Here is a 14053-nt window from a genome sequence, read left to right as displayed (position 1 = left end):
CGCCCTAGGAGTCCGATGAAGATCTTGAAAACGCGTCCGGCTTGCCCCAGTTCAACCTGATTGACATTTACCGGCAACTTGGGGTGTACCGGGCGCTCGAAGCAAGATCTTCAGGAGACTCCTAGTGGACCGCGGGAGTGAACCGTACTGGCAGGGACGCCAGTCCGCGCATCCAGATGGACGGACGCCAGGTCAGCTCCTGCGTCTCCACGGCCAGCACGAGGTCGGGCAGGTGCTCCAGGAGCGTCTCCACCGCCGTACGCGCCATCACGTCCGCCAGGAGCGGTGCGGGATAGGGGCAGCGGTGCTCGCCGTTGCTGAACGACAGGTGCGCGGAGTTCTCGGCGCCGACATGCGACTCCGGCCAGATCTGCGGGTCGGTGTTGGCGGCGGCCAGCCCCAGGACGAGGCAGTCGCCCTCCCGGATGAGCCGCCCGCCGAGCTGCGTGTCGCGTACGGCCCAGCGCCCGATGAAGTTCTGGGTCGGGGTGTCCAGCCACAGCACCTCGTTGAGCGCGTCCCCGACGCTGACCCGGCCGCCGGAGACGTTGACCGCGAAACGCTCGTCGGTCAGCAGCAGACGCAGGGTGTTGCAGATCCAGTTGGCGGTCGGCTGCTGCGCCGCGGCGATGACGGAGATCAGGTCCTGCACGATCTCCTCGTCGCTGAGACCGGCCGGATCGAGCAGCATGCGGGAGGGGACGTCGGAGCCGGGGCGCTCCCGCTTCTCCTTCACCAGCCGCGTGATGCGCTCCCCGACGCGCAGGTACGCCGCCACCGGGTCGTCGCCCTCGCCGGCGTCGAGGGAGATCCGCAGGTCTTCGACGAGTTGCTCGGTGTCCGCGCTGCCCTGCGGCATACCGCACATCCACAGCACGGCTCGGGCCGGCAGGGCGTGCGCGTACATGCTCATCAGTTCGGCCTGACCACTGCCGGCGAACGAGGCGATCAGCTGCTCGGCGATCAGCTGGCACTCACGGGACAACTCGAACTGGTCGACACCCTCCAGCGCCTGCGTGATCACACCGGCCCGGCGCTGGTGCTCCTGCGCCTCGGTGAAGAGCACGGACGGCTGGTAGCCGACGAACGGCAGCAGGGGCCAGTCCGCGGGGATGTTCGGCCACTGGTTCCATCGCCGGGAGTCGCGCGCGAACAGCTCGTCGTGGCTGGTCACGTAGCAGACCTCGGGATAGCCGAGGACGAGCCAGGCCGGGATGTCGCCGTCGAGCAGCACCGGCGCGACCGACCCGTGGGCGCGGCGCATCGTGCGGTACAGCTGCGAGGGCGTCTGCTGGTACTCCAGTCCGCCCAGTTGCACGGCGTCGGCGTGCGCGGGGCAGCCGGGCGGCGGCGTGTTCGCGGACGAGGCGCCGGTGGTGTCGCTCACGGTGTTCTCTCCTGGGACAGTGCCAATGCGTAGAGGTGGTCCACGAGAGCGATGAGGACCTCCTTGCCCGACGACCTGACCCGTGCGTCGCAGTCGATCATGGGCACGTGCTCGCCGAGGGCGAGGGCCTGGCGGATCTCTTCGAGGGAGAACCGGTTCTGGTCGTCGTCGAACCGGTTGACGGCCACCACGAACGGCGTCCTGTGGTGTTCGAGCCGGTCTATCGCGTACCAGGAGTCCTCCATGCGGCGGGTGTCGACGAGGACGACCGCGCCCAGCGTGCCGGAGAACAACCGGTCCCACAGGAACCAGAAGCGTTCCTGGCCCGGTGCGCCGAACAGGTAGAGCACCATGCGCTGGTTGAGGCTGATGCGCCCGAAGTCGAACGCGACGGTGGTCGTGGTCTTGCGCTCCACCCCGGCCGTCTCGTCGACGCCCTGCCCGGCCTGTGTCATCACCTCTTCGGTGTTCAGCGGCCGGATCTCGCTGACCGAGCGCACCAGGGTGGTCTTGCCGACACCGAATCCGCCCACGACGACGATCTTCAGACCGGTCTCGGCGGCATCGGCCAGCGGCGTGCGCTGGGAGGGCAGCTCAGAGGTTGCGGAGCCCATGGAGCACCTCCTGGAGCAGGGCGGTTTCGGGGAGGGCCGCGACGGACTCGGCCGCGCGGGGGTGACGGGCGCTCACCTTGCCCATGGCATGGAGGTCGGCGAGAAGGATCCGTACGACGGTGATGGGCAGCTTCAGCTCGGCGGAGATCTCGACCAACGCCGTCGGATGCTGGCACATCTCCAGAATCCGGACGTGCTCGGACTGCATGCCGGCCGTGGGCTCGCACTCGCTGACGATCAGCGTCACCAGGTCGAACGTGTCGTCGGCCTCGCTGCGTCCGCCGGTGACCGTGTAGAGCCGATCGGGATCACCGATGTCCACGGGTTTGTGGATCACGCGGTGGTGCCCCTGGTGACGGGAGAGCGGGGCTCGGCCCGCAGATGCTCGCCGATCTGGTCGACCATCTCGGTCATCTGGTGGCCCACGACGCCCGGATCGGCGCTCTCCTCGGCGACGACCGCGAGGTGGGCGCCCTGGCCGGCCTCCACGATGAACAGCAGACCCCCGTGGAACTCGGTCATGGAATGCCGGACCCCGCCCGAGCCGTCGCCGAACTCCACGGACGCGCCCTGCGCGAGCGCCTGGATGCCCGAGCAGATGGCCGCCAGCTGGTCGGCCTGATCGAGCGTCATGTGCTCGGTCCAGCACAGTTTCAGGCCGTCCCGGGACAGGACGAGCGCGTGCCGCGTCCCGGGCGTGCGCTCCAAGAGGTTCGTCAAGAGCCAGGTGAGGCTGTTGTCAGTGGTCTCCATGGTGGGTGGGCCGGGTGATGACCGGTGAGAGGTCACCCGGCCCGTGCCTCCAATCCAACGAGGTACGGCGAATCCGTGCGGGGCGGGGTGGGCGGTGCTGCCCTGGGTCGTGCTGCTGAGTCGAGGCTGCTGAGTCGAGCCGGGTCGAGCGTCGGAAACCTAGTTTTCGGCTTCGGTGCCGGGCGCGGAGGGGGAGGCGCCGGTGGTGCCCCCGGTCTGCCGGCCGCGGTGGAAGGCACCGAACCGGCTTCCGGCGTCGCGCGCCGGACCCGGCTCGCGCTGCTTTGCCGGAAGCGGCTCGGCCGCCGGCTTCGGCCGGCCCCGCTCCGCCTCGGCCATGGTGCGGCCGGGAGCCCGGACGGGCAGTCCGTTGGGGGTGGCCGCGCTGCGCCTGCGGGGAACGTCGGCACGGGGCGCCACGTCCGCGGGCGCGACCGGCTGCGGGCGCACCGGGAGGGGGTCCTCCTCGACCGCGGGGGCGTGCGTGGCCGGGACCTCCGCGGTACGGAGGGGTCGTTCGGGAACTGCCGGATCGCGCTGCTGGGCCACGAGCTGGGGCGGGAGGAGGACGACGACGCCGGTGCCGCCCCGGGAGGAGGGCCGGTAGTTGACGCTGATGCCGTACTTGGCGGCGAGTCGTCCCACCACGCCCAGACCGAGCCGGGTGCCCTGCAGCGAGGCGAGGTCGGTGACCTTGCCCGACACCGACTCCTCCGCCCGGCGCATGGCGGCGTCGGACATCTTCAGGCCGCTGTCCTCGATGGTGACGACGAGGCCGGCGCTGCGCTCCTCCACGTACACGTGGACCTCGTCGATCGGCGGGGAGAAGTTGGCGGCGTTGTCCATGAGTTCGGCCAGCAGGTGCATCACGCCCTCGGCCGCGAAGCCCGCGATGGCGGCCTTGCTGGAGTTGTGCAGACGGACCCGCCGGTAGGCGGCGATACGGCCGACGGCGCCGCGCAGGACGCTCTCCATCACGATCGGCTTGTTCCAGACGCGGCTGGAGCGGCCGCCCATCAGCAGCGCCAGCCGGTCGGTCATGAGGCCCAGCTGGGAGGTGCTGTGGTCCAGGCGCAGCAGGTCACCGAAGACGTCCTCGCCATGCCGGTCCTGCATCTCCCGCAGGTCGGCGAGCATGCTGACGGTCTTGGCCTGGACCCGGCTGAGCGCCTTCGCGGAGGCGGCCTGGGCTGCGGCGGAGCGGCGTTCGCTGTAGGCGAGTTCGCGGACGAACGATTCGGCCGGGGCACGCAGCAGGGGGTTCTGCGGCCAGTCGAACTTGGTGAGGACCGTGTCGGCGGAGCTCCCCTCCCGCAGCAGCGCCACCGCTGCGGGCAGCGTGTGGTGGGTCAGGCGTTCCAGTTCCTTCGTCCCGTCGGCGAGTTCGCGCCGCATCGCGTCGAGTTCGTTCTGTGCCGAGGCGGCCCGCCGTACCGCCTCGGCCATCTCGGTGGCGAAGACGTGCAGCATCTGACGCAGGTGCAGGTCGGAGGGGGCGGGGACACCGGACAGGGCCTCGTCGGCGTTCGCGCCGTTCTTCACCTGCCGGGCCACGGCCGGCAGGGCCACGTCGACCAGCTGAGCCGCCTCGACGCTCTGCTGCGTCCAGTTGTTCCTGGTCGTCTCCAGTTCGCCGCCCCGCGCCGCTGCCTGGCGGCGCGCACGGCGCAACAGGACCGAGGCGCTGACGGTGACGGCTGTGAGACAGCACCAGGCGACGACCGCCGTGCCCAGGACCCAGGAGCGGGCGGCGTCGGGAGCGAGGGCGACTGCCGCTCCGGCGCCCACGGCCGTCAGGACCAGGACCACGGGGAACACGGCCGGAGAGGAGCGCGTCCCGTTCGCAGAGCGCTGACGGGGTCGGGCAGGCACTGGCATTCCGCGGTCCCTCGGTCCGTGAGAGCAGGAGTACGTGGACGACTGACACATCGCCGAGAACCCGGAAGACGGATGACCATCTTCCAGATCGAGCACGCCGCTCATGCTAGTCACCGCGCCGACCTGGAGTACCCCGGCAGGAGCCCGAGCGGGCACGGAAGCTCACTTCGTCGTGAAAGGGCCATGGCAACAGAATCGTGTGGTAATCGCATCAACGGACTTGGAGTGATCCCGGACGTACGCAGGGCGGCGCATTCTGGCGCTTTGCGATCTTCTTGAGGCTTCCGGAGAGTGCTCACGGCCAGCCCGAGGGGTGCATTTTCAGCCAACTACCGTCACGGGCGGGCCGCGCCGACGGCGTCCCGGCCGGCGTTCCTCTGAGCTTCACATCACGCGAACCGGTTCGACGGTTGGACCTGGTGGCGGCAGACGGCGTCGACATGCTCCGCCATGCCGTCACCGGCTCAGGTGCGGACCCAGCGGTGGTAGGCGTCCAGGTCGACGTTGCTGCCGCAGATGATGGTGGCCACATGGCGGCCGGCGAAGCGGTCACGGTCTTCCAGGATGGCCGCGACACCGAGGGCCGCTGAGGGTTCGACGACCAGGCCCGCCCGCTCCAGAAGCATCCGCATGCCCGTGACGATGGACGCCTCGTGGACCAGGACGGCGTCGTCCGCCACCATGAGCAGGTCGTCCAGGACTGCGGGGATGGGTTTCCGACCGGCGACGCCGTCGGCGATGGTGTCGGTCGAGTCGGTGGTGATGACCCGGCCCTGGTGCCAGGAGCGGGTCAGCGCGGGCGCGCCGAGGGGCTGCACACAGATCACCTCGACGTCCGGCGAAAGGGTCTTCAGGACGTAGCCCACACCGGTGGCCATCGCGCCGCCGCCCAGGGCGATCAGGACCGCGTCGAAGGAGGACACAGCGCTCGCCAGTTCCAGGCCGATGGTTGCCGCGCCCTCGCAGGTTTCGATGTCGAGGCTGTCCTCGACCAGCCGGACGCCGCGTTGTTGCGCGATGCTCACGGCCCGTTCGCGGGCCGCCTCGAAGTCGCCGTCGACCAGCTCCAGTTCCGCGCCCAGCGCGCGGATCCGATCGAGCTTGGCAGCGGGCGCTCTGCGTGATGCCACGACCGTCACGTCGAGGCCGCGGCGCTGACCGGACCAACCGAGTGCCTGGCCGAGGTTGCCGGCGCTGGCGCACACCACGGCTGTGCCGCCCTGGTCGGTCAGCAGAGCGGCGACAAGTTCGGTGCCGCGGCCCTTGAAGCTGCGGACCGGGTTCGCCGTTTCCAGCTTGATACTCACCGTGCAGCCGAGTTCGCGCCCCAACGCGTCGCACTGGTACAGCGGACTGTCCAGAAAGACCGGGTCAATATGCTGGCGGGCCGCGCGGATCCGGGCGAGATCGAGACGGGTTGTGAGCATGGCCAGCAACGTAGCGCACTGCGGTGTCGCCGACACGCTTGTCCAGGCGGACGCCGATCCGACACGCTCTCGCCCGGCCCCGTCACCTGGGTGATCGGCCGGCAGGTCCCGCCCGTCGCGCTCCCTCACCGCGACAACGTCCAGGGGCGACAGCCCGATGTCGCGTGCAGCGACGAGGATTTGCGCGCGCCGTCGGTGTGACCGTGGTGCTCGGAGAGAGTGGCTTGACGCCACCGCGAACCGCGTCACGGCGAGCTCGAACGGCGCTGGTGGCTCCGACCCCCTCCACCTCGCGGAGGTCTATGGGCTCGACGTATCGACGAGAAGACCGCGACGCGCTACGCGGACCCCGCACGTGCTCTGCTGGTGCAGGCCGCCGGACAGTCATCCCGAGTAGTCCGTCGCCCTTCGTCCACCTGCCACCCGATCGGCGCAGCATGGCTCCCGGAGGGCGGGGCAACGGCACGGTCGGCCCTCAGGCGTCTTCCTCCCGCGCCGAGGGCTGCACGGGTGGGTGTCGCAGTCATCCCGACTCGGCTGCGGCACCGCCCTGGCTGCCTGCCCTCACCTGGACGACCCGTGAGGTGTGAGCGAGGACGCGGGGGTCACCCGGCAGTACGAGGGTTGGGCATACAGCCCTCGGGGGCTCTTCGCCGTCTTACGGACGGCGAAGAGCCGTCCCTTCCGTCCCCTCCTGTGTGCCTTTCACGCCGTGGTGAGGGTGTCTTGCCTGATGCGACGGTGGCCGCCGGGTCATCGGTGTCCTCACGGCGGGCACGCGGCGGCAGCACGGGGGGCACGCGGCGGCGGCGCGTGAGGCCAGGCCGGCAGGCCCTGCTCGCTCTCGCCCTCCTGCGCGTCCCGCCAGGCCGTCCGGGGCTCGGGCGGCACCGGCCGGACGAGGCCTACGCCGATGAACCCGTTGGCCACCCGGGTACGCACCGAACTCGTGAATGCATTCCGCGCGATGAGGGTCCCGTACAGCCGACGCTGGTCAGACCGTAGGGCAGATTCGCGTCAGCACCATGGGACGCAGGACCCGTCGCGTGGGTCAGTCAGTGCCATTGCGCGGTGGATGCGGCGCGTCACGAGGTAGGTGTACGGCGACTGGCCGTAGGCGAGCTGGAACCGCCGGCTGAGGTCCCCGGCCGGCAGACCCACGGCGCGGGCCAGCGCTGGGACGTCCAGTGGCTGGGTGTACTGCCGGTCGATCTGGTCGCGGACGCGGCGCAGCCGCGCAAGGTCGTGCAGGCGCTGTGCGGTCACACGTGCGCGCGTCCATGCCGGGTGACACATGAGCGAACCTCTTTCCGCCGGTGGTTTCCGTACGGGTGTCCGTGCCGGGGGCGCCGAGCGCCTCCGTCTGGTGGGTGGCGGGCGGTGGCCGGTGGGCGGTGGGCGAAGGAGCTTCGGCGCGCTGACGGCCCGGTCCCGGTCGGTGACCGGACGCCCCGGCCACGTTCTAGCGGACTTCCTGGATGCGGATCAGGTTGCCCGCGGGATCGCGGAAGGCGCAGTCGCGGATTCCGTACGGCTGCTCGGTCGGTTCCTGGACGACCTCGGCGCCGCCGGCTCGTAGCTTCTCGAAAGTGGCGTCGAGGCCGGGGGCGGCCAGCATGATCCAGCCGTAGGTGCCCTTGGCCATCATCTCGGCGATGGTGCGGCGCTCGTCCTCGGTGATGCCGGGGTCGGCGGCCGGGGGCGCCAGGAGGAGGGACGTGCCGGGCCGGCCGGCCGGGCCGACGACGATCCACCGCATCGTGCCCTGCCCGACGTCGCTGCGGACCTCGAAGCCGAGCAGGTCGCGGTAGAAGGCCAGGGAGGCGTCCGGGTCGTTGTGGGGGAGGGAGACCGTGTGGAGAGTGATGTCCATGGCACTCACCGTAGGTGCGGCCCGGTGACCGGCGCTTCTCGATACCTGACCCGTTCGGTTGCCCTTCTCACGGCTGGTGTCCGGCGCTCCGCCGTGGAGGGAGAGTGGAGGGCGATACGCGCGTGACTGTTCACGGGATGCCGACGGGCCCGGACGGTGCCTCCTGCCCGGCTGCCGCCCCTGTCAGGCCGGTGTGAGTTGTCGGGGGTGTCCGGTGCGTCTCCGCCCACGTTCCCGCTCCCGGCCGGTGTGCGGCTGCCTGCCCGCTGCTGATCGTGTGAGGCTTCGCCGCGTCCGGCGCTCGCGTCACGCCGCGGATCCGGGCGCCCTGGGAGGGCTCATCAGGCCTTGCGACGAGAGGCAGAAAAATATGCCGGCCGGTGATGTCGAGAATCCGTGACCGGCTCCGTCCCCGTAGTGAACGCGACCACAATGGGTCGCACCAGTACCGAGGAGACTTCCGATGGCCAAGTACCTGCTGCTGAAGCACTACCGCGGCGCCCCGGCTCCGGTCAATGACGTGGCCATGGACCAGTGGACGCCCGAGGAGATCTCGGCCCACGTGCAGTACATGAACGACTTCGCGGCCCGGCTGGAGCAGACCGGCGAGTTCGTCGACGGCCAGGCACTCGCCCCCGAGGGGACGTGGGTCCGGTTCGACGGCGAGGGGCGCCCGCCGATCACCGACGGCCCGTTCGCCGAGACCAAGGACCTCATCGCCGGCTGGATGGTGATCGACGTCGACAGCTACGAGCGCGCCGTCGAGCTGGCCGGGGAACTGTCGGCCGCCCCCGGAGCGGGCGGGAAGCCGATCCACGAGTGGCTCGAGCTGCGCCCGTTCTACGGCGTGTCGCCCACCATCACGGAGTGATCCTGAGATGAACGAGGTCCTGCTCCGCAGCCTCACACCGAGCGTGCTCGCCATCCTCGTCCGCCGCGGAGCCGACTTCGCGGCGGCCGAGGACGCCGTGCAGGAAGCGCTGGTCGAGGCGGTCCGCGTCTGGCCGGCCGACCCGCCGCGGGATGCGAAGGGCTGGCTGGTCACCGTGGCCTGGCGCAAGTTCATCGACGCGACCCGCGCGGACGCCGCCCGGCGCCGGCGTGAGGACCTCGCCGACGAGGAGCCGGTGCCCGGGCCCACGCCCGCGGTGGACGACACGCTTCAGCTGTACTTCCTGTGCGCCCACCCGTCGCTGACGCCGTCGTCCGCGGTCGCGCTCACACTGCGCGCTGTGGGCGGGCTGACCACCCGCCAGATCGCCCAGGCCTACCTGGTGCCCGAGGCGACGATGGCGCAGCGCATCAGCCGGGCCAAGCGCACCGTCTCCGGCGTGCGGTTCGAGCAGCCCGGCGACGTCGCCACCGTGCTGCGCGTCCTCTACCTGGTCTTCAACGAGGGCTACTCCGGCGACGTCGACCTCGCCGCCGAGGCCATCCGGCTCACCCGGCAACTCGCCGCCGCGATCGACCACCCCGAGGTGGCGGGACTGCTCGCCCTCATGCTGCTCCACCACGCCCGGCGCTCGGCCCGGACCGCACCCGACGGCAGCCTGGTGCCGCTCGCCGAGCAGGACCGCGGCCGGTGGGACACGAAGTCGATCGCCGAGGGCGTCGCGATCCTGCAGGGGGCCCTCTCCCGCGACCGGCTGGGCGAGTTCCAGGCCCAGGCCGCCATCGCGGCACTCCACGCGGACGCGCCCACCGCCGAGGAGACCGACTGGGTGCAGATCGTCGAGTGGTACGACGAACTCGTACGCCTGACCGGCAACCCCATCGTCCGGCTCAACCGCGCGGTCGCCGTCGGCCAGGCCGACGGACCGCGCGCCGGCCTGGCGGCGCTCGCGGAGCTGGACGACGCACTGCCCCGCCATGCCGCGGTGGCGGCCTACCTCCACGAACGCGACGGCGACCTGACGACGGCGGCACGGCTGTACGCCGAGGCCGCCCAAAAGGCACCCGACCTGGCCGAGCGCCACCACCTGACACGTCAGGCCGCCCGGCTCAACGCCCGCCTCTGTGGCTGACCGGCCGCACTCGGTTCGTCCCCCGACCACAGTTCGCCTCCTCCCAGGGGCAGTGGGCGGGCGGCCCTAAATCATTTCGCCCGTGCCCGCCTCGTCCGATACGGTCGCGGGGTTGTTTTCACTGCTGGGAGCCCATGGGGTTCGCGTGTGGACTCTCCGGCGGTTCTCAGGCTGAGAGCAGGTTTCGTTATGGCATGTCGTATCAGTGAGCTCGTCCTCGGTTGCCGGGATCCTGAGCTGCTGGCGCGGTTCTGGTGTGAGGTCCTGGACTTCGTCGTGCTCGATCGTGAGGATGACGGCACGTTGGAGATCGGGCCCCGCGAGGGGTTCGGTGGTCCGCAGCCGACGATCATCCTCAGTCGCAGGGATGAGCCGGAGCAGGGGAAGTCCCGGCTGCACATCGACGTCAACGCCACCGACCGCGATCAGGACGCCGAACTCGAACGCCTTCTGAAGCTCGGCGCGCGCCCGGCCGACATCGGCCAGACAGGGCAGGAGCAGTGGCATGTCCTGACCGACCCCGAGGGCAATGAGTTCTGCCTGCTCAAGGCCCGCCTCAATCCACTCTGATGCTCATCCCCCTCTGATGCTCATCGCCACGCCACGCCTCGGCACCAGTCCGGGACGTCCCGGACTGCGTACGGCTCCAGTCCAACCCTGGCCTTGACCCTGGCCCTTGTCTGGCCCTGGTCAGCCCCTGCGACGGTGGCGCTGGCGCCAGCTCGCCAGGTTGTGGATCCACTCGAAGAGCGGCTCGGCGCCGTCGCCTGTCGGGTTGTCGAGGGTGATGTCGGTGCCGGCGACGTAGCCGTCGACACCGGCCGGCTGCGACGAGAGCTCCGCACACGCCGGTGACACAGGGTGCGGGGCCCGTCCACTGCGACAAGCACCCCCCTCGGGGCCGGCCCTCCGGCGAGCTCGCCGTGCGCGGCGAAGCCGCCATCCGGCTCCCCGCGCCCGCCCGTCACCGTCGGCCGTCTCTCAGCACACGAAGGCGCACAAACCTGCGAGGTGATCACCCGATGGTGAGTTCCTCCGTGCTGTCCGTGGGCGGGACGGGACGCTGTGATGCGGCGGCGCGTGACCGGCACCGCCGCGGCAACCAGTGAGCAGGGGAGCGGTATGACGCAAGAGGACGGACGGAGCGGGGGACCGGCCGGGCAGGCGGTGCTGCTCGCGGCGGGCGTTGCCGACCTGGCGGTGAGCTGCCTCGGCTCGGCGGTGGGCAGTGTGCGGGGATTGCTGGGCCGCTCGGACGCGGGGGAGCTGGCGGCTGACGCGCGGCGGGATCTCACAGCGCGCGGGCGGCTGGCCGTGGACCGGTACGCGGTGGTGCCCCCGGCCCATCTGGAGGTCCTCGCCCAGCGGGTCCTGGCGCGGCGGGCCGGTGCCGGTGGCTGACCGGGAGGAGACTGCCGCCCTCAAGTCGCGCGTGGACCAGGTGCTGGGCCGGTTCGTGGCGCAGGAGACGGATCAACTGCTGGCCATCGACGCCGATCTGGGCCCGGTGGCCGATCAGGTCGAGGCGGCGGTGGCACAGGGCAAGCGGCTGAGGGCGGCGTTCTGCTACTGGGGCTGGCGGGCGGCAGGCCAGCCCGACAGCGACGCGCTGGTGCGGGCGGCGGCATCCATGGAACTGGTCCACGCCGCCGCGGTCGTCCACGACGACATCATCGACGACAGCAGCCTGCGGCACGGCGGGCCCACCGCGCACGTCGCCCTGCGCGCCGCGCTGCGCGGGCGTCCCCGCAGCACGACCGCGGCCCGGGCGCTGGCGATGCTGGTGGGGGACCTGCTGATGTCGCTGGCCGGCCAGTTGTTCGCCACCAGCGGCCTGCCCGCGGCCTACCTGGCCCGGGCCCGCCCCCTGTGGGCGGCGCTGGCCAGGGAGCTGATCGCGGGTGAGTGCCTGGAGCTCCTGCGCACGGGCGGCGAACCGGACACGGCGCAGTCTTTGCAGGTGATCCGGTACAAGAGCGCGAAGTACACCGTCGAGCAACCGTTGTTGATCGGAGGGGTGCTGGCCGGCGCCGGACAGCGACTGCGGGAGGGCTACTCCCGCTACGGGCTGCCGCTGGGCGAGGCGTTCCAGCTGCGGGACGACCTGCTGGGCCTGTTCGGGGACACGGCCCTGACCGGCAAGGCCAACACGGACGACCTGCGCGCTCACCGGCCCACCGCGCTACTGGCGGAAACCTGGAAAGCGGCCGGCGACGTCGACCGGGAGCGCCTGCGGACGCTGCTGGGCCGGCGCGATGCGGGGACCGACAGCCTCACCGCGGTACGTGAGGTGATGAGCCGGCTGAAGGCACCCGACCGGATCGAACGGATGATCACCGTGCGGGTGGAGGAAGCCACCCGCGCCCTGGACGACCTCGACCTCCCCGCACACGCCGCACAAGCCCTCACCCACCTGGCGCACGCCGCCGCCGTCCGCCGGCACTGAACATGCGGCGGGACGGCACCCCGCCATCCTCCTGGCGCCTCCGCCCGGCCACCCCAGCCGTTCCACCCGCTCCAGCGGTTCACTCGCCCCAGCTGTCCCAGCTGTCCCAGCTGCCCCAGCGCCCCAGCTGCCCCAGCGCCCCAGCTCGCCCTGCCTCGCCACACCTCTGACCGGGAGCCTGTGATGACCTACACCATGGCGTCGATGGACGCCTTGCGCACCAGCGGCGACGAACTCGCCGACGCGACGGTGGCCGCCCTCTTCGAACGGGGTCAGGTGGGCACGTTCAACACGTTGATGCGCTACGTGTCGACCGCCGGAGCCCCGCTGCCCGACGGACTGCCCGAGGTGGCGCGGGAGTACCTGCACGCCACCGGTGCCCCGCCGGCGTGGGTCGACTGGGGCGAGATGGAGAAGGCCAGGCTGTTCTTCATCGACAACAACGTGCACATCTCCACGGCACTGTCCTTCGCCTCCATGCCCGCCTGCTACCTCGTCCCGCACGTGGCGAAGCTGCTGGCGACGACGCACGCGCTGGACTACCCCTCCAAACGGATGGCGGAGACCGGGCAGTTCACCGTCTACCTCATGCAGCCCGGTGCGTTCGAGGCCGGCAGTCCCTTCATCCCCGCCGCCCAGAAGGTCCGTCTGCTGCACGCCTCGATCCGGCACCACCTCGCGCGGGACAACCGCTGGGACAGCGACAGCCTGGGTGTGCCGATCTGTCAGGAGGACCTGATCGGCGGCCAGATGTTCTTCTCGCTGCTGGTACTGGACTCCCTGCACCGGCTGAACATCCACATGAGCACCGACGGCGCGCAGGCTTACCTGTACGCCTGGCGGGTGGTCGGCGCGATGCTCGGCGTCGACCAGAGCCAGGTACCCATGGACATGGCCTCCGCCCGCCAGTTCCTCGATCTGTACATGCTCCGTCATATGGGACCGAGCGAGGACGGCGCCCGTCTCACCCGCCAGCTGACCACTCTGTACGAAGAGATCGTCCCCGGCACCTTCTTCGACCCGCTGGTCTCCGCCCTGATCCGCCATCTCATCGGCGACACCTGCGCCGACTGGCTGGATGTCGCACGCACGCCCTGGGACACCGCCGTGAAGGCCGTTCCCCACCTGCTCGGCGCCCTGGAGAGCATCGAGGACCGCTCCCCGCTCGGCGCCTGGGCGCTGGACCGCCTCGGCCACCTCACCACGATGTTCGAGCTGTCCTCCCTCACCCGCGGCCGCGTCATGCACTACGCGATTCCCGAGCACCTGAAGAAGGACTACGGCGTCTCCGCGACGGTACCCCGCACCCACCGCTGGACCCCGCCCCCGCCGGCAACCACCCCGGGCTGACCCGCGTGGCCCGGGCGGGGGTCGCCCTGGCGGCGTCCATGACGACCGAAGAACTCGCCTCACGCGTCACAGGCTGACGCGGTTGACACGCTGCTTTTCGCATCTGCGGCCGGCGCGGCAGGGCCCGGCGTGCCCGGGGCCGCGTCATCCGGCACCGGCGCACAGGGCGCGGTCCACGAGCCCGCGGACCGCTCGCTCGGCCGCGAGAAACGCAGAGCGAAGGTGTCGGCCTCGGCGACCGTGCGCCGCAGCGCGGTCTCGAACAGGCCGGTGTCGAGGGGCCCGTGGATCTCCACCGCCT

Annotated in this window: 16 protein-coding genes; 6 read left to right on the top strand and 10 right to left on the bottom strand. The window is 71.0% G+C overall.

Annotated features, from left to right (window positions below; translation table 11 throughout):
• Positions 1-121: 121 nt before the first annotated feature.
• From ACWD0J_RS32415 to ACWD0J_RS32380, 8 genes are all read right to left on the bottom strand, one after another.
• A complete protein-coding gene (locus tag ACWD0J_RS32415; RefSeq protein ID WP_451499426.1) occupies positions 122-1387 on the bottom strand; it encodes a cytochrome P450 in 1266 nt (421 codons plus the stop codon).
• Positions 1384-2001 (bottom strand): GTP-binding protein, encoded by a 618-nt coding sequence (locus ACWD0J_RS32410; protein ID WP_451499425.1) that lies wholly within the window; start codon positions 1999-2001, stop codon positions 1384-1386. Before ACWD0J_RS32410 ends, ACWD0J_RS32415 begins: the two co-directional genes overlap by 4 nt.
• Complete coding sequence (locus ACWD0J_RS32405; protein ID WP_451499424.1) at positions 1982-2338, bottom strand: DUF742 domain-containing protein; 357 nt, start codon at positions 2336-2338, stop codon at positions 1982-1984. Before ACWD0J_RS32405 ends, ACWD0J_RS32410 begins: the two co-directional genes overlap by 20 nt.
• Positions 2335-2754: a roadblock/LC7 domain-containing protein gene (locus ACWD0J_RS32400; protein WP_451499423.1), complete on the bottom strand. Its 420-nt coding sequence runs from the start codon at positions 2752-2754 to the stop codon at positions 2335-2337. Before ACWD0J_RS32400 ends, ACWD0J_RS32405 begins: the two co-directional genes overlap by 4 nt.
• 159 nt (positions 2755-2913) lie before the next feature.
• On the bottom strand, positions 2914-4632 hold the full coding sequence (locus ACWD0J_RS32395) for an ATP-binding protein (RefSeq protein ID WP_451499422.1): 1719 nt from the start codon (positions 4630-4632) through the stop codon (positions 2914-2916).
• A gap of 464 nt (positions 4633-5096) precedes the next feature.
• Entirely contained in the window at positions 5097-6059 is a 963-nt protein-coding gene (locus tag ACWD0J_RS32390; RefSeq protein ID WP_451499421.1) for a threonine ammonia-lyase, read from the bottom strand.
• 1017 nt (positions 6060-7076) lie between these two features.
• Entirely contained in the window at positions 7077-7325 is a 249-nt protein-coding gene (locus ACWD0J_RS32385) for a hypothetical protein (RefSeq protein ID WP_451499420.1), read from the bottom strand.
• A gap of 196 nt (positions 7326-7521) precedes the next feature.
• Positions 7522-7932: a VOC family protein gene (locus ACWD0J_RS32380; protein WP_451499419.1), complete on the bottom strand. Its 411-nt coding sequence runs from the start codon at positions 7930-7932 to the stop codon at positions 7522-7524.
• A 463-nt stretch (positions 7933-8395) separates the two neighbouring features.
• Here ACWD0J_RS32380 and ACWD0J_RS32375 point away from each other — a divergent pair, with 463 nt between their 5' ends.
• From ACWD0J_RS32375 to ACWD0J_RS32365, 3 genes are all read left to right on the top strand, one after another.
• Complete coding sequence (locus ACWD0J_RS32375) at positions 8396-8803, top strand: YciI family protein (protein ID WP_451499418.1); 408 nt, start codon at positions 8396-8398, stop codon at positions 8801-8803.
• A gap of 7 nt (positions 8804-8810) precedes the next feature.
• Positions 8811-9956: an RNA polymerase sigma factor gene (locus ACWD0J_RS32370; protein ID WP_451499417.1), complete on the top strand. Its 1146-nt coding sequence runs from the start codon at positions 8811-8813 to the stop codon at positions 9954-9956.
• Between the two features lie 189 nt (positions 9957-10145).
• A complete protein-coding gene (locus ACWD0J_RS32365) occupies positions 10146-10526 on the top strand; it encodes a VOC family protein (protein ID WP_451499442.1) in 381 nt (126 codons plus the stop codon).
• A 120-nt stretch (positions 10527-10646) separates the two neighbouring features.
• On the opposite strand, the gene ACWD0J_RS32360 is transcribed toward ACWD0J_RS32365, so the two are convergent.
• Positions 10647-10814 carry a hypothetical protein gene (locus ACWD0J_RS32360; protein WP_451499416.1) on the bottom strand — a complete coding sequence of 56 codons (168 nt, stop codon included), beginning with the start codon at positions 10812-10814 and terminating at the stop codon, positions 10647-10649.
• 264 nt (positions 10815-11078) lie between these two features.
• Here ACWD0J_RS32360 and ACWD0J_RS32355 point away from each other — a divergent pair, with 264 nt between their 5' ends.
• From ACWD0J_RS32355 to ACWD0J_RS32345, 3 genes are all read left to right on the top strand, one after another.
• Complete coding sequence (locus ACWD0J_RS32355) at positions 11079-11357, top strand: polyprenyl synthetase (RefSeq protein ID WP_451499415.1); 279 nt, start codon at positions 11079-11081, stop codon at positions 11355-11357.
• A complete protein-coding gene (locus ACWD0J_RS32350; protein WP_451499414.1) occupies positions 11350-12402 on the top strand; it encodes a polyprenyl synthetase family protein in 1053 nt (350 codons plus the stop codon). Before ACWD0J_RS32355 ends, ACWD0J_RS32350 begins: the two co-directional genes overlap by 8 nt.
• Positions 12403-12585: 183 nt before the next feature.
• Positions 12586-13752, top strand: coding sequence for an oxygenase MpaB family protein (locus ACWD0J_RS32345; protein ID WP_451499413.1), 1167 nt, complete (start codon positions 12586-12588; stop codon positions 13750-13752).
• A gap of 59 nt (positions 13753-13811) precedes the next feature.
• Here ACWD0J_RS32345 and ACWD0J_RS32340 read toward each other — a convergent pair.
• On the bottom strand, positions 13812-14053 hold a 242-nt coding region (locus ACWD0J_RS32340), incomplete at its 5' end, for a hypothetical protein (protein ID WP_451499412.1).

It is taken from the genome of Streptomyces sp. NPDC003011, from assembly GCF_053591515.1.
Note: the sequence above shows the minus strand (reverse complement) of the source record. Positions and strands in the feature narration are given on the sequence as shown.

Excerpts from the sequence above, each read along its gene's own strand:
- ACWD0J_RS32410 (WP_451499425.1), bottom strand. The coding sequence starts at position 2,001 with ATGGGCTCCGCAACCTCTGAGCTGCCCTCCCAGCGCACGCCGCTGGCC.
- ACWD0J_RS32355 (WP_451499415.1), top strand. The coding sequence starts at position 11,079 with ATGACGCAAGAGGACGGACGGAGCGGGGGACCGGCCGGGCAGGCGGTG.
- ACWD0J_RS32390 (WP_451499421.1), bottom strand. The coding sequence starts at position 6,059 with ATGCTCACAACCCGTCTCGATCTCGCCCGGATCCGCGCGGCCCGCCAG.
- ACWD0J_RS32400 (WP_451499423.1), bottom strand. The coding sequence starts at position 2,754 with ATGGAGACCACTGACAACAGCCTCACCTGGCTCTTGACGAACCTCTTG.
- ACWD0J_RS32375 (WP_451499418.1), top strand. The coding sequence starts at position 8,396 with ATGGCCAAGTACCTGCTGCTGAAGCACTACCGCGGCGCCCCGGCTCCG.
- ACWD0J_RS32365 (WP_451499442.1), top strand. The coding sequence starts at position 10,146 with ATGGCATGTCGTATCAGTGAGCTCGTCCTCGGTTGCCGGGATCCTGAG.
- ACWD0J_RS32395 (WP_451499422.1), bottom strand. The coding sequence starts at position 4,632 with ATGCCAGTGCCTGCCCGACCCCGTCAGCGCTCTGCGAACGGGACGCGC.
- ACWD0J_RS32370 (WP_451499417.1), top strand. The coding sequence starts at position 8,811 with ATGAACGAGGTCCTGCTCCGCAGCCTCACACCGAGCGTGCTCGCCATC.
- ACWD0J_RS32345 (WP_451499413.1), top strand. The coding sequence starts at position 12,586 with ATGACCTACACCATGGCGTCGATGGACGCCTTGCGCACCAGCGGCGAC.
- ACWD0J_RS32380 (WP_451499419.1), bottom strand. The coding sequence starts at position 7,932 with ATGGACATCACTCTCCACACGGTCTCCCTCCCCCACAACGACCCGGAC.